General features: G+C 70.7%; 14 protein-coding genes. 6 read left to right on the top strand and 8 right to left on the bottom strand.

Features of this window, described 5'->3' with window-relative positions; genetic code table 11:
• Positions 1 to 182: 182 nt before the first annotated feature.
• Complete coding sequence (locus tag Aco03nite_RS06440) at positions 183 to 764, bottom strand: TetR/AcrR family transcriptional regulator (RefSeq protein ID WP_239144954.1); 582 nt, start codon at positions 762 to 764, stop codon at positions 183 to 185.
• Between the two features lie 41 nt (positions 765 to 805).
• Here Aco03nite_RS06440 and Aco03nite_RS06445 point away from each other — a divergent pair, with 41 nt between their 5' ends.
• Positions 806 to 2173 (top strand): FAD-dependent monooxygenase, encoded by a 1368-nt coding sequence (locus Aco03nite_RS06445; protein ID WP_203793830.1) that lies wholly within the window; start codon positions 806 to 808, stop codon positions 2171 to 2173.
• Between the two features lie 76 nt (positions 2174 to 2249).
• Here Aco03nite_RS06445 and Aco03nite_RS52720 read toward each other — a convergent pair whose 3' ends face one another.
• The 3 genes from Aco03nite_RS52720 to Aco03nite_RS06460 all read right to left on the bottom strand — a co-directional run bounded on the left by Aco03nite_RS52720 (position 2250) and on the right by Aco03nite_RS06460 (position 5385).
• On the bottom strand, positions 2250 to 3794 hold the full coding sequence (locus Aco03nite_RS52720; RefSeq protein WP_239144955.1) for an MFS transporter: 1545 nt from the start codon (positions 3792 to 3794) through the stop codon (positions 2250 to 2252).
• A 260-nt stretch (positions 3795 to 4054) separates the two neighbouring features.
• Positions 4055 to 4540 (bottom strand): hypothetical protein, encoded by a 486-nt coding sequence (locus tag Aco03nite_RS06455; RefSeq protein ID WP_203793831.1) that lies wholly within the window; start codon positions 4538 to 4540, stop codon positions 4055 to 4057.
• Between the two features lie 404 nt (positions 4541 to 4944).
• Entirely contained in the window at positions 4945 to 5385 is a 441-nt protein-coding gene (locus Aco03nite_RS06460; RefSeq protein WP_203793832.1) for an HNH endonuclease, read from the bottom strand.
• 268 nt (positions 5386 to 5653) lie between these two features.
• Between Aco03nite_RS06460 and Aco03nite_RS06465 the strand changes: the two genes are divergently transcribed.
• Positions 5654 to 6316 (top strand): hypothetical protein, encoded by a 663-nt coding sequence (locus Aco03nite_RS06465; RefSeq protein WP_203793833.1) that lies wholly within the window; start codon positions 5654 to 5656, stop codon positions 6314 to 6316.
• A gap of 86 nt (positions 6317 to 6402) precedes the next feature.
• On the opposite strand, the gene Aco03nite_RS06470 is transcribed toward Aco03nite_RS06465, so the two are convergent.
• Positions 6403 to 7071, bottom strand: a complete 669-nt coding sequence (locus tag Aco03nite_RS06470; protein WP_203793834.1) for a CDP-alcohol phosphatidyltransferase family protein — start codon at positions 7069 to 7071, stop codon at positions 6403 to 6405.
• Positions 7072 to 7081: 10 nt separating this feature from the next.
• On the bottom strand, positions 7082 to 8023 hold the full coding sequence (gene metF / locus Aco03nite_RS06475; protein WP_203793835.1) for a methylenetetrahydrofolate reductase [NAD(P)H]: 942 nt from the start codon (positions 8021 to 8023) through the stop codon (positions 7082 to 7084).
• A 67-nt stretch (positions 8024 to 8090) separates the two neighbouring features.
• Between metF and Aco03nite_RS06480 the strand changes: the two genes are divergently transcribed.
• A complete protein-coding gene (locus Aco03nite_RS06480; RefSeq protein WP_203793836.1) occupies positions 8091 to 9167 on the top strand; it encodes a polyprenyl synthetase family protein in 1077 nt (358 codons plus the stop codon).
• 20 nt (positions 9168 to 9187) lie between these two features.
• On the opposite strand, the gene Aco03nite_RS06485 is transcribed toward Aco03nite_RS06480, so the two are convergent.
• Positions 9188 to 9538: an Rv2175c family DNA-binding protein gene (locus tag Aco03nite_RS06485; protein ID WP_203793837.1), complete on the bottom strand. Its 351-nt coding sequence runs from the start codon at positions 9536 to 9538 to the stop codon at positions 9188 to 9190.
• 36 nt (positions 9539 to 9574) lie between these two features.
• Here Aco03nite_RS06485 and Aco03nite_RS06490 point away from each other — a divergent pair, with 36 nt between their 5' ends.
• The 3 genes from Aco03nite_RS06490 (at position 9575) to Aco03nite_RS06500 (ending at position 13234) form a co-directional block, all read left to right on the top strand.
• Positions 9575 to 10264 carry a hypothetical protein gene (locus Aco03nite_RS06490; protein WP_203793838.1) on the top strand — a complete coding sequence of 230 codons (690 nt, stop codon included), beginning with the start codon at positions 9575 to 9577 and terminating at the stop codon, positions 10262 to 10264.
• 109 nt (positions 10265 to 10373) lie between these two features.
• Positions 10374 to 12374, top strand: a complete 2001-nt coding sequence (pknB, locus tag Aco03nite_RS06495; protein ID WP_203793839.1) for a Stk1 family PASTA domain-containing Ser/Thr kinase — start codon at positions 10374 to 10376, stop codon at positions 12372 to 12374.
• On the top strand, positions 12371 to 13234 hold the full coding sequence (locus tag Aco03nite_RS06500) for a deoxyribonuclease IV (RefSeq protein ID WP_239144956.1): 864 nt from the start codon (positions 12371 to 12373) through the stop codon (positions 13232 to 13234). Before pknB ends, Aco03nite_RS06500 begins: the two co-directional genes overlap by 4 nt.
• On the opposite strand, the gene Aco03nite_RS06505 is transcribed toward Aco03nite_RS06500, so the two are convergent.
• Complete coding sequence (locus tag Aco03nite_RS06505; RefSeq protein ID WP_203793840.1) at positions 13209 to 14078, bottom strand: LysR family transcriptional regulator; 870 nt, start codon at positions 14076 to 14078, stop codon at positions 13209 to 13211. The genes Aco03nite_RS06500 and Aco03nite_RS06505 overlap by 26 nt on opposite strands.
• Positions 14079 to 14108 lie beyond the last annotated feature (30 nt).

Below are 14108 nucleotides of genomic sequence, written 5' to 3' on the forward strand. Positions count from 1 at the left end.
CACAACGACGTGCCGGGCGCCTGGTTTTTCTTTTCTAGTACGATTTATCCAAAGTCCCGTCAGGTCAGCGCGAGGTAGGCGGCCCCGCACGGCCGACATCGCGGCCGCCGGGCCGAATGCGACCGTTGCGGCATTTTCAGTCGCCCATACCCCGGCTTGCCAGTCACCCATACCCCGGCTTGTCAGCCGCCCATGCCCCGGTGCAGGAACGTCGTCAGCGCCTCGATCCGCGCGGTCTCGTCATCCCGGCCGGCTTCGCTCTCCTCGAACCAGCCGGCCACCGCGCCGGACAGCGTCGTGGTGAACAGTGACGCCGCGGTCATCGGATCCCCCGGCAGCTCCAGCCCCGCCAGATGCCCGGCGATGTGCTGCAGATCGGGTTCGAGCATCTCCCGGCTACGGCGGGCGAACTCCTCGTCGACGATCGCGGCCTGCTGCAGCGCGGACATCACCGCCCGGTTCTCCCGGTAGAAGCCCCAGTACAGCTCGACGTGCCAGCGCACCGCCGCCCGGTCCCGGAAGTCGGTCGGATGCTCCGGCAGCTCCGCGCGCGCGTCCCCCTCGGCCAGCATGTCGGCAAGCAGCGCCTCCAGCAGCTTCTCCTTGCCGGTGAAGTGCTTGTAGAACGACCCGGTCGCCCGGCCCGCCTCGGCGGTGATGTCGGTGATCTTCGTGTTCAGGTATCCCACCCGCGCGAACACCCGGACAGCGGCCGCCTTCAGCTCCGCCTCGGTCCGTTCCGCCTGCTGCTTTCGTGTGCCCACCACCACTTGACGGAGATTATCAGCAGCCCTATGGTGAATCCATGTTCACTGAATCAAGATTCACCATAATCGCCGGCGCCGGCGCGACCGGCCTGACCCTGGCCCGCCAGCTGTCCCGGCACGGCGTCCCGTTCCGTCTGGTCGAGAGGTCCACCGAGCCGTTCACCGGCTCCCGCGGCAAAGGCCTGCAGCCCCGCACCCTGGAGGTCCTCGACGACCTCGGCCTGCTGGCCGGCTTCCAGGCCGTCGGCGGCGACTACCCGCCGATGCTGGCCCACCTCCCCGACGGCGGCGTCCACGAGTTCCGCCTCGACGAGCCGAAGACCCCCACCACCGCGGTCCCGTGGCCGAACATGCTGATGCTTCCGCAATGGCGTACCGCCGAACTGCTCGCCGAAGGTCTCCCGATCGAATACGGCGTCTCGGTCACCGGCTTCACCCAGACCGCCGACGGCGTCCAGGTCACCCTGAGCACCGGCGAGATCGCGACCGCCCGCTATCTGGTCGCCGCCGACGGTGGCCGCAGCACGATCCGCAAGCTCCTGGACATCCCGTTCGACGGCAACACCCAGGAGGAGGAGCGCCTGACCATCGCCGACGTGCGCCTCACCGGCCTGTCCCGCGACCACTGGCACGTCTGGCCGTCGGCACACCTGACCCTGTGCCCCCTGCCCGGCACCGACGACTTCCAGCTCACCGCCCCGCCGTCGGCCCTGCCACTTCAGGAACTGGTGACGGCCGCCGACCCGTCGATCACGCTGACCGAGGTCCGCTGGCAGTCCGAGTACCGCGCCAACATGCGGATGGCCGCCCGCTTCCGCTCCCGCCACGTCTTCCTCACCGGCGACGCCGCCCACGTGCACTCCCCCGCCGGCGGCCAGGGCCTGAACACCGGCGTGCAGGACGCCTACAACCTGGGCTGGAAGATCGCCACCGGCGACCCCACGATCCTGGACACCTACGAGGAGGAGCGCCTGCCGGTGGCCGCCGGCGTCCTCGGCATCACCACCCACCTGCACCGGAAACATGTGGACGGCGACGAGGACGCGCTACGCCGCGACGACCCCGCACTGCGCCAGCTGACGTTGCACTACCGCACTTCGTCCCTGACCGCCGAACACCGCCCCGCCCCCGGCGCGATCCGGGCCGGCGACCGGGCCCCCGACGCCCGCACCGACTCGGGCCGCATCTTCGACCTGCTGCGCGGCCCGCACGCCACCCTGCTCGCCTTCCACTGGCCCACACCACTCCCCGACCTGGGGATCCCGGCCCACGACGCCACCGCGGCCGCGGAGAGCTACGACATCACCGCCCCCACCTTGCTCCTGATCCGCCCCGACAACTACATCGGCTGCGCCACCCACGAGCCCTCCGACATCACCGCCTACCTGAAGCGGATGCCCCTCTGACCCCCGCCCCCGACACGCCCCCTGGGGAACGACACCTCACGCGGTGTGCCCGGCGCACCCTCCGGGGAGCGACACCTCACACGGTGACCCGGGGCGCCATCGACCGTCGCACCAGCAGAACGGTGACCAGGATCAGGACCGCGCCCACTCCCAAGGTGACCTGGTCCCCGAGAGCGATCATGGCCGCCCCGAGCGGAATCGTCAGAGCCTGCGGCCCGAACATGGCCGTGTTCCCGGTGGCCGCGACCCGCCCGAGCAGATGCTCCGGGGTACCGGTCTGGATCGCGGTGACCGCCGCGATCAGCGCCCAGACCAGCCCGATCCCGGTGAGCACACTCCCCAGGATCATCGACGGCCACCAGGGCACGATCCGAGCCACACAGGCCACCGCGAAGATCACCGCCCCGACCGCAGCCACCCGCGCCGCCGACATCCGGCCCAGCAGCCGCCCCACCAGAAGCCCCGCCACGATCGACCCGCCCCCTTGGGCACTGGAGAGCACCCCGAGGTAGGTAGCGGGCAGGTGCAGCCCATCCACCAGCCGCGACAACACAGCCGCATTGGTGAGCCCGGCAACCGCAATAGCCACCGTCGCCACCAGAACCGGCGTCCGCAACGGCTCCCGCCCCAAGACCACCAGCCCTTCCCGGACACTCGCCCACCCCAACCCGACCCGCCGTTCCCGCCCCTCCTCACCGGCCTCAGCCCTCACCCCCACAACCGGCACGACCCCCGCCGGCCTCGCCATCCCTGTTGCCGCTACGCCCGGCCCGGCTCCCGCATCCCCCGCTGCCGCTACGGCCGGCTCGGCTTCCGCATTCCCCAAGCCCCTCCCATCACCCTCAACCCCCGACGTCCCCGCAGCCAGCACGGTCTCCGCACCCCACGCGGCCTTCCCATCACCCGCATCACCCGCGGCCCTCGCCGTCCCCGCAGCCGGCACGGCCTCCGCACTCCACACGGCCTTCCCATCACCCGCATCTCCCTCAACCTCCGTTGCCTTCGTGGCCGGCCCGACCGCCGCACTCCCGACGGACGGGGCGGTTGCGACGGTGGCGGGCTCCGAGGCGGGGATGTGACGGCGGAGAAGGGCGTAACAGAGGGCGCTGAGCAGTGGGAGCGCCGCGCAGAGCAGAACCACCGGGTGGGGGCCGGCCCAGGCGTAGAGGCCCGCCCCGGCGAGTGGGGCCAGCAACTTCATCCCCTCCTGACCGCTCGATCGCCAGCCGTTGACGTCACCGAGCATCCGGGCCGGCAACACCGACGGGAGCATGGCCGTCTCACCCGCATCGAGCAGGACGTAGCCGAAGCCCCGCGCCAGCATCACCAGGTAGATCAACCACACCTGTCCGGCCGAATCCACCGGAAGAAGGGCGAGCAGCAGAGCCGCGACCACGAACTCGACGGTGATCAGCAGACCCCGCCGGGGAAACCGGTCCACCAGAGCACCCAGCCAGGGCGCGGCCAGACTGGGCAGGTACACCCCGAGCGCGGCGAGAGCCGCCAGCCCCGGATTCCCGGTCAGATCGAAGATCCAGACACCCGCCGCCAGGACCAGAGCGGTCCCGCCGAACCCGGACAGGACCGAGATGAGTACCAACAGAGCAGCGTTCCGTCGCATGCCACACCCCTGATCGCCCACGCCGCAAACCCACGACCGGGCACAGTGAAGGAGCCCTCGGCCGACACATCCAGAGCCAAGGACTTGAGTCTTGAGGACTCACATCCTGGCCACCCCACCATCCCGAAGTCAACAGAGGACAACAACCCAGCCCGCCCTCCCAGCACGAGACAGCAGCCGGGAGACGGGCTTGGGGAGAGCGCCCGGTTCCGACCGGGCGAGAAGGACCGCGAGTGGTCAGGTGACCGAATACGGGGGCATCAGCCGACGACGGCGGCTGCGCGGAGGCGGGCGATCGCGGACCGCAGGGGGCCCGGGAAGACCGGGACGTCGGGTCCGGACAGGTCGGCCAAGGCCACGACCACCAGGTCGTACAAGGCGCCGGCGGGCGCGTCGGGGGTGGCGGCCAGGGTTTCGCGCACCAGGGCGGCGCGGGTGAAACGGCGGTCCCAACGGCGGTCGGCACCGATCCGGCGATGCAGCTCCACGGCGCGTTCTCGCAGGTTGGAGACGTTCGGACCGTAATCACGGTCGAGCTTTCGACGCTGCGGCCGGGAGGCCCGCTCGGCAGCCTCGGCCAGACGCTGCCGGCGCTGCTCTGCCGCCTGGCGACTGGCCAGGCCGAGAGCCGACGCGATCTGCGCCCAGGACGCACCGGAACGCCGCGCACGGTCGATCGACTCCAACTCCACAGCGTCGATCGCCGCCCGCCGGGCCGGAACCTCCCGCAGCTCCGACAACCCCACGGGCTCCACCAACCGCGTGGGCTCCGAAGACCCCGTAGGCTCCGACAACCGCGCGGACCCCGAAGACCCCGCGGGCTCCGCAAACCCCGCGGCCTCCGACGAAGCCACGGGCACCTCCGGGTCCAGTGACGGGTTCGCTGACTTCTCCGCCTTCACCATGGCCCAACCCTAAGTTGTCAACGAATCATTGACAACTTAGGTTCGAAGCTAACGAGGGGAACGACTGCAATCGCCGGATGACCGCGCCCCACACCGAAACGAGGGGCGGCGGCCGACGGATCCCCGTGTAAATCCGCCGGCCGCCCTGGGAATAAAGCCATGGAATCACAGCCCTGGGCGTGAAGCCTTGGGCCTGAAGCCCTGAGCGTGAAGGCCCGAGCGTGAAGGCCCGGGTGGGGGCTGCGTCAGGCGAAGGACGCAGACCAGATCGGGGCGAACGGGGTCGTCCGCAGTGGCATGCGTGCCTCGGCGGGAGTGCGGTCGCCCTTTCGGTTGTTGCAGCGCCCGCATGCGGCCACCGTGTTCAGCCATTCGTTGCGGCCGCCGCGGGAACGCGGCAGGACGTGGTCGATGGTGGACGCGGCGGCACCGCAGTAGGCGCATTTCCGCCCGTCCCGCACCAGCACACCGGCCCGCGACCAGCCCGGGCCCCGGCCACGCCGCCAGCGGGTGACCACGTAGGAGACCAGCCGCACGACAGTCGGCACCGGGTAGACCCCGATCCGGTCGTCCGGCTCGGCCTCGTGCACCACGGCCACCTGCCGGAAAAGCATCCGGATCGCGTGCCGGAGACTGACCCGGTGCAACGGCCCGCAGTCAGCATTGAGCACCAGCACCGCACTCATTTCGTCACCCCCCCCCGGAAAATCGTTTGCAAAAAGAGAATCCACAGCTCAGAGGCGTTCCACCCCGCCCGGATCCGCTGAAGAAAAAATAGACAGTCCATCGACCCCGAACAACCGATTTAATGCCGCCGCACCCCGGCCGGAGCCGCAAATACACCCCTCCCGAGAAGCCAGGCTGAGGGCGGGACAGGAGGCCGGCGCCAGCGGAGGACGCGGGCCAGGCGCGGAGAACCCGGGGACGGAGGTGGGTGGTCATACGATGCCGGGCGTGACCGTCTATGACATTGCCGCTCTGTTGCCCACTGTTGATGTTCTGCGGCAGCGGTGTAAAGCGCTCGCGGTGCTGGACCTGATCGTTGGCGGTGACTACTACACCTACGACACCGCCTGGGGTGATGATGAGGCCGGGGCGATGCGTAATGGCAGCGGTGAGGAGTTCGACGTCGTCTTCACTCCCGCCGGTGTCTTCATTCGGGGCGTTTATCACGAGTCGTCGATGTTCGAGCATTCCGGTGGGAAGTTGTGGCCGGGGCTTCTCGATGGTCTTCCGCCCGAATTTGGGGACCAGGTGACCGAACCCGCTTTCACCCGGGCCGACGGCATACTGGACGCCACCTTTGTTCTGTGGCGATCAGCCGGCGACGATGCATGGCGGGCCGGAAAGGACATCGACTTCTCGCCGGCCGATGAGGACGAAGTCAATCCGGACGGGTCCTGGCTGCTGGATGTTCTCGGGGACGACATCGCGGAGAAGTACCAGGAGTATGCCGAGGAGGTTCTCGAGGTCGAACTCCCTTTGGCCGCGATCCGGCACGTCACCACGTTCCAGCCGCTGACGGGCGCGGTGATCAGGGCTCTCGGCCCGGACTCCGATCCGGCCCGGGTCCGGGACCTAGCCGAGAAGCTCGGCTTCCCAGCCCCCGCGGAATAACGGCGGCTACCCCGGCCCCGGCGGAATGGGGGAACAGGTGGAATGGGGAACAGGTGGAACCGGTGGAACAGGGGAACAGGCGGCGGTCAGGGCCTTAGCGCGCTCCGGACCGCCACACCCAACTGCGCCAAGCCGACCGATTGCAGGGCCAGCCACACCCCGGCCCCGGCGGTCAGGACCAGGGGCGGCCATCCGGTGTCGACCAGGGCTGACAGTGCCGCCACCAGCAGCGCGGTGATGGCGACCGAGACCCGGGTGGGGCGTTCGCCGACGGTGACGGCGCCGATGTCGGGCATGCCGGCGGTGGTGGCGCGGGCCCGCACGTATTCGTGCAGCCACCCCGCGGCCCCGGCGGTCACCGCCAGCCATCCGGGGACGCCGGCCAGCCAGAAAGCGGTCAGCCAGGCCGCTTCTCCGAGACGGTCGGCTACCGAGTCGTACACAAAACCGGCCTTGGTGATCTTGCCGGTGATGACGGCGACGGCACCGTCCAGGCCGTCGGCGACCGCGGCGAGCAGGACCAGGACGGCGCCCAGGGCCAGGCCGGGCGGCCCGAGGAGCGCCGCGAGCGGGACGGCCAGGCAGAGCAGCAGCCCGGCGACCGTCACCGCGAACGGTGTGACCCGCCGACGACCCAGAAAACTGCCGATGATGTACGCCAACCGGATCCAGCCCCGGACCACCGCCGGCGCCTCGCGCGGGTCGAAGCCGCCGTGCAACCGGGACCAGGCGGTGGCGTACTCCTCCCAGGTCATGGTGGGAAAGCTAGACCGTGGCCGGGGCCAGCTGCTGCCAGACCTCGCGGGTGGCCGTGGACCGGTTGAGGGTGATGAAGTGGATGCCGGGCACCCCTTCGGCGAGCAACCGCGCACACATCTCGGCGCACAGCTCGATGCCGAGGGCCCGGACGGCATCCTCGGAGACGGAGGAGACGGAGGAGGAGGCGGAGCCGCCTGCCAGCGATGAGAAGCGACGCAGCAGCGCGGGTGGGAACGGGGCGCCGGACAACTGCACCGCCCGGTCGATGGTCGCCAGCCGGGTGACCGGCATGACCCCGGGCAGGATCGGCGTGTCGCAGCCGGCCGCGGCGACCCGGTCCCGCAGGCGCAGGTAGTCGTCGGCGTCGAAGAACATCTGGGTGATCGCGAAGTCGGCGCCGGCCCGGCATTTGCGGACGAAGTTACGGGTGTCGCTCTCCACGTCACAGGAGCGGGGATGTTTGTACGGGAACGCCGCCACGCCGACACTGAAGTCGCCGGATTCACGGATCAGCCGGACCAGGTCCTCGGCGTACAGCACCCCGTCGGGGTGCCGCACCCACTCGGCGCCCGGATCGCCGGGGGGATCCCCGCGTACCGCAAGAATGTTGGAGATGCCCGCGCCGGCCAGGCGCCCGATGACGTTGCGCAACTCGGCGACGGAGTGGTCGACCGCGGTGAGGTGCGCCATCGGGAGCAGGGTGGTCTCGGTGGCGACCCGCTCGGTGACCGCGACGGTGGTGTCCCGGGTGGTGCCGCCGGCCCCGTAGGTGATCGACACGAAATCGGGCCGCAGCGACTCCAGCTCTCGGATCGCCTGCCACAGCGCCTGCTCACCGGCGGGCGTCTTGGGTGGGAAGAACTCGAACGAGAACGTCGGGCCGGGCCTGCGGATCAGCTCGCCGATCGAGGGGGCGCCGGGGAGCCGGGAGGGGAGACCGAGGGACACGCTGCCACTGTACCGAGCGGGTGATCTGGCCGAACAGGCTCGTGAGTGACCAGATAGCGTGATCGGGGTGACGATTTCCCCGCTCGAGCGTGCCGGTCTGCGGCCGCGTGTCGACAAGGCCCTCTCCGGTTTCCTCGCCACTCAGCGGACGGTTCTGCTGGAGATCGATCCGGCGCTGGCCGAGGTGGCCGACGTGGTGTCGGCGTTCGTGCTGGGTGGCGGCAAGCGGCTGCGGCCGGCGTTCGCCTACTGGGGTTTCCGGGGTGCCGGCGGGCTCGACTCGGACGAGGTGGTGGCCGCGGTCTCGGCGCTGGAGCTGGTGCAGGCGAGCGCGCTGATCCACGACGACCTGATGGACCGGTCGGACACCCGGCGCGGGGAGCCGTCGGTGCACCGCCGGTTCGAGCTGCTGCACCGCACCGAGGGCTGGCGTGGGGGTGGCGGCGCGACCGGGTTCGGGGATTCGGCGGCGGTGCTGCTCGGTGACCTGTCGCTGGTCTGGTCGGACGAGATGCTGCACACGTCCGGGATGGGCCTGGCCGAGCTGGGGCGGGCGCGGGCGGTCTTCGACCGGATGCGGACCGAGGTGACCGTCGGGCAGTACCTGGACGTGCACACCCAGGCGACCGGCAACACGTCGCTGGAGCGGGCCGGGAAGGTGGCCCGGTTCAAGTCGGCGAAGTACACGATCGAGCGCCCGTTGCTGCTGGGCGCGGCTCTGGCCGGCGCCGGGCCGGAGATCTTCGCGTCGTACGCCGCGTTCGGTCTGCCGTTGGGTGAGGCGTTCCAGACCCGCGACGACGTGCTCGGCGTGTTCGGGGATCCGGAGCGGACCGGCAAGCCGGCCGGTGACGACCTGCGCGAGGGCAAGCGCACCTATCTGGTGGCGTCGGCGTTCGAGCGTCTGGACGAGGCGGGCCGGGCCGAGCTGGACGCGGCGCTGGGCTCGCCGGAGCTGGACGACGCCGGGGTGGAGCGGTTGCGGGCGGTGATCCGGGAGTCGGGCGCGCTGGACGCGACGGAGAGCCGGATCGAGACGCTGACCGGGGAGGCGCTGACCGCGCTGGCCGGGGCCGCGATCGAGGACGAGGCCCGGTCGGTGCTGCGGGAGCTGGCGGACGCGGCCACCCGTCGGTCGGTCTGACGGGTGACCGCGTTCTCCGGCTAGAAGCCGAGGGCCTGGGCCCGTCGTTTGACCTCGCGCGCCCGGTCGCCGCCGAGGGCGATCGCGGCGTTGCCGCCGAGGGTCTCGTCGGGTTCGTAGAGCCACCCGACGGCCTCTTCGTCGTTGTACCCGGCGTCATGGAGCACGGTGAGGACGCCGGGCAGGTGCTTGAGCACGATGGAGTTGGCCACTAGTTCGGCGGGCACCACACGGATGCCGTCTCGGCGGACCGCGAGCAGCGCGCGCTCGCGGATCAACTGGTGCACCTTGGTGATCGGCACACCGAGTTTTTCGGAGACGTCCGGCAGGGTGATCCAGCCTGCCGGGCCGGGGATTACGGGATCGGTCACCCGTACAGCCTGCCAGACCAGATCGGAGATCCGTTGATGAGCCTGTGGGACAGCGTCCGGGGCGAGGTGGCGGGGGCCTGGCGTTCGCTGCGCTACGACCTGGGGCGGCCGCCCGCCGGGCCGTCGGATCCGCGGCCGGACGTCACCTTCACGGGGATGAACACCTTTCCGGGTTCGCTGGTCTCCCTCCCGGTCGCCGAGCCGCACGACGACGACCCCGCACCACCGCGGCGATTCGTCGCGGTTGCCGCCTTCTGCGCACTCGGCCTGGGCGGGGCGGCCGGCTCCTATCTGGTCGCCACGACGACGTTCGCCGGGCGGATGACCGATCCGGTGCCGATCGCGGCGCCCGTTTCCGATCATCCGGTGGAGGTCGCCGAGGAGGACGCCGGGATGGGTTCGGCACCGCCCCGGCAGCGGCGGCACCGCACGGTCCGCCCGGCACCCGAGGTCCCCGTCACCACCCGGCCGACACCCACCCCCACCAGCGAAAAAACCACGATCAGCGATTTCCGTACGCCGGAGAAGGCGCGCCCCGCACCGGACGAATCGGACTGCGACTGTGAAACCCCGCCGGTGCCGACACCGACCGCTCCGTCGCCCTCGGACAGTGCCGGGCCGTCCCCGGAACCGGACGATCCGGAACCGAGCGCGAGCGAGCCGTCACCCTCCACGAACAGTGACCGCCGTCACCGCTGGGCAAAGCCGGAAATTTCCTTTATGTGAATAGCTTCCACGTCAATCAGTGCAGGTCACAAGCGTTTGGGTACCCGTTTGGACTCAGCTGTGACATCCTGGGTCACCCTCACTGGAAAGACACATACACTTCACGCCGATGGACACCACAGTCGCCGATACGTTGATCGGCACAACGATTGACGGGCGCTACCGGATCACCGGTCGCGTCGCCCGTGGTGGCATGGCGACCGTCTACCGGGCCACCGACGAGCGGCTTGAGCGCACCGTCGCGCTGAAGATAATCCACCCGGCGCAGGCAACGAACGTCCACTTCGTCGACCGTTTCACCGACGAGGCCAAGACGATCGCCCGCCTGGCTCACCCGAACGTCGTAGCCGTCTACGACCAGGGTCGCCATCAGGGGCTCCCCTATCTGGTGATGGAGTTCGTGCAGGGCAAGACCCTGCGTGAGCTGCTCAGCCAGCGCAACCGGCTGACCCCGGTGGAAGCCCTGGCGATCATGGAGCAGATGCTGGCCGCGATCGCCGCCGCACACCGGGCCGGCCTGGTGCACCGCGACGTCAAACCGGAGAACGTGCTGGTCGCCGAGGCGCCCAGCGGCGGCTCCGCGGACCTGGTCGACGCGGTGGTCAAGGTCGCCGACTTCGGTCTGGCCCGGGCCATCGAGGCGAGCACCGTCGACGACTCCGGTCAGCTCATGGCGACCGTGGCGTACGTGGCTCCGGAGCTGGTGCAGACCGGTCAGGCGGACGCCCGCACCGACGTCTACTCGGCCGGTGTCGTGCTCTTCGAGATGCTGACCGGCAAGGTGCCGTACGACGGGAACGAGCCGATCGAAGTGGCGTGGCAGCACGTCGACAACGACGTACCGCCGCCGTCCCGGTTCGTCCCCGGCACTCCGCAGGTGATGGACAACCTGGTCACGCGCGCCACCCGCCGCGACCCGTCGGCCCGGCCGACCGACGCCGGCGGCCTGCTGTCCGAGGTGCAGAGCGCCCGGGACGGCATCGGCGTCAGCCACGTGGAGACGGCCCTGCTCCGGCAGGTCCCGCCCGGCCCCCGCAGCGCCGACGCGACCCGGCTCGTCCCGGCCGTACCGGCGAACGACGCCACCGCCCTGGTGCCGCCGGTCCCGGCCGGCACCGCCTACCAGGCCTCCCACCGGCCCAACTGGGCCCGCCTCCCGGAGCAGGGCGGCCGTGCCCCGAGCCAGCCGCACCGCCGCTCCGCCGCACCGCCGCCCGGGGCCGCCGGCTTCTTCGGCGACCGCCGCCGGGTCATGCTGACCGCACTGGTCGCCGTGATGGCCCTGGTCATCCTGGGCAGCACCTGGTGGGTGACGCTCGGGCGGTACACCGAGGCGCCCCGGCTGCTCACCATGAGCCAGGACGCCGCGAAGACCGCGGCCGAGGCACAGGGCTTCACGTTGTACGTCGCCGACGGGGTCTACAGCGACCAGGTGGCGAAGGGTTCCGTGGTGACACAGAACCCCGGCCCGGCCGAGAAGATCATCAAGGGCGACCCGATCACGGTGAACCTGTCGCTCGGCCCCGAGGTGCACCCGGTGCCGCAGCTGGAGGGCCAGGAGCTGGCCTTCTCGAAAGCCACCCTGGAAGGCCTGAAACTCAAGGTCAAGCAGGGCAAGGCGGTCTACAGCGACACCGCGCCCGCGGGCGTCGTGGTCTCCACCGACCCGAAGGCCGGCACCGAGCTGAAACCCGGCGAGACCGTCACGCTGGTGCTGAGCAAGGGCAAGCCGCCGATCACCGTGCCCGACGTGGTCGGGAAGAACATCAACGAGGCCCGGCAGCTCCTCGGGCAGGCCGGCCTCAGCGCCGCCGAGGAGTACGAGGAGAGCACCAAGCCGGCCGACGAGGTTCTCAGCCAGACACCGAAGGCGGGCACCGGGGCGGAGAAGAGCACCCAGGTCACCCTCAAGGTCAGCAAGGGTCCGCAACAGATCACCCTGCCCGACGTGACGAACCAGCGGTGCCAGGACGCAGCCGCGCAACTCCAGCAACAGGGACTCCAGGTGCAGCTGAACGGTGATCAGAACCAGACCGCGCGGCAGATGAACCCGCCGCCGGGCTCGCAGGTCCCGCCGGGCAGCACCGTCCAGCTGGTCTGCTTCCTGTGACGGTGCACCGGATCGGCTCACACACCAAGACGTCGGGAGGGCTGGCCAAGGCGGCCCTCCCCTACGTCGACGCCGCGGGTTCGGAGACCCTTCAGGTGTACGTCTCCAACTCCCGTGGCTGGGCCCTGCCCGCCGGCGACCCGAAGCAGGACACCCTGTTCCGGGACGGCATCGGCGAACGGGATCTGCCCGCGTACATCCACGCCTCCCTGCTCGTGAACCTCGGCTCACCGACCGCGCTGACGGTCGAGCGCTCGCTCGCCACCCTGGAACACGCCCTGCTGCGCGGGAAGGCGATCGGCGCGACCGCGGTCGTCTACCACGCGGGCAGTTCGGTCGACGAGGAGCACGCCGAGAAGGCCATGCACCAGCTGCACGAACAGCTGCTGCCGCTGCTCGACCGGGCGGCCGCCGATGGGCTGCCGAAACTGCTGGTGGAGCCGAGCGCCGGTGGTGGGCGCAGCCTGGCATCCAAGGTGCAGGACCTGACCGCCTACCTGGCCGCCGTCGACCAGCACCCGTGGCTGGGCGTCTGCTTCGACACCTGTCACGCCTGGGCGGCCGGGCACGACCTGGCCACTCCCGGCGGGATGACGGCCACCCTGGACGAGCTGGTCGCCGCCACCGGGCCGGGGCGGCTCCAGCTGATCCACGCCAACGACTCGAAGGACGAGTGCGGATCCACCCGGGACCGGCACGAGACGATCGGCAAGGGGAAGATCGGTTCGGCGCCGTTCGCGGAACTGTTCCGCCATCCGGCGGCTGCCGGGGTGCCGATCATCGTGGAGACCCCGTCCGTGGAGCACGAGGGGCACGCGGCGGACATCGCCCTGCTCAAGGGGCTTCGAGAAGATCGCTGAGCCGGGCGGCCGGGCCTTCTGAGCCGGCTGCCCGCAGCAGTTCCACCCGGTGCACCAGTCTCGGGACCGGGATGCCGCGTACCGGCAGATCGGATTTTTGGGCTTTCGTGTTTTCCGGGATTCTGGTGGGCAGCAGCGCCAGGCCGTGACCGGAACCGATCAGGCCGGTCAGCACCGTCACGTCGGTGCCGTCGTAGCGCAGACCGGCCCGCGGGCCGTCGATCGGCAGCCGGGACAGCGGGGTCACCGCGGGGGCGTCGATCCAGTACGCGTCGGCCAGATCGGCCAGGTCCACACTCGGGCGCCCGGTGAGCGGATGCCCGGCCGGGACCGCCACCACCGCGCCGTCCTCGGCCACCCCGATCGCGCCCGCCTCCGGGAGCGGCAGCGGGTCGCTGGGCGCCACGAAACCGTCCACCAGGCCCACGTCGATCTCGCCGGTGGCGACCGCGCCGGCGATCCGGTCCCGGTCGGCGACCAGCACCCGGCTGCTCAGCCGGGCCGACTCGGCACGGATCCGGGCCAGGGCCGCCGAGATCCGCGGCGACCAGGCCAGCGGGGTGAGCCCGACGGTCAGCCGGCCGGGCGGGACGGTCGCCCGGGCCACGTCGGCACGGGCCGCGGCCAGCCGGGCCAGCAGCTGCGTGGCGTGCCGGTGCAGGCGCTCGCCGGCCGGGGTGAGGGCGACCGGGCGGCGGGTCAGCAGCGGCGTGCCCAGGTCGGTCTCCAGCGCGGCGATCTGCTGGGAGACCGCCGACTGGGTGAAGCTGAGGCGCTGGGCGGCCGCCGAGAACGAGCCGGTCTCGGCGACGGCCACGAAGGTGCGCAGCAGATACGAATCCACATCAGCGATGCTAATCCGGCCAGTAGCAAT

Source organism: Actinoplanes couchii (genome assembly GCF_016862075.1).
Lineage (GTDB): Bacteria > Actinomycetota > Actinomycetes > Mycobacteriales > Micromonosporaceae > Actinoplanes > Actinoplanes couchii.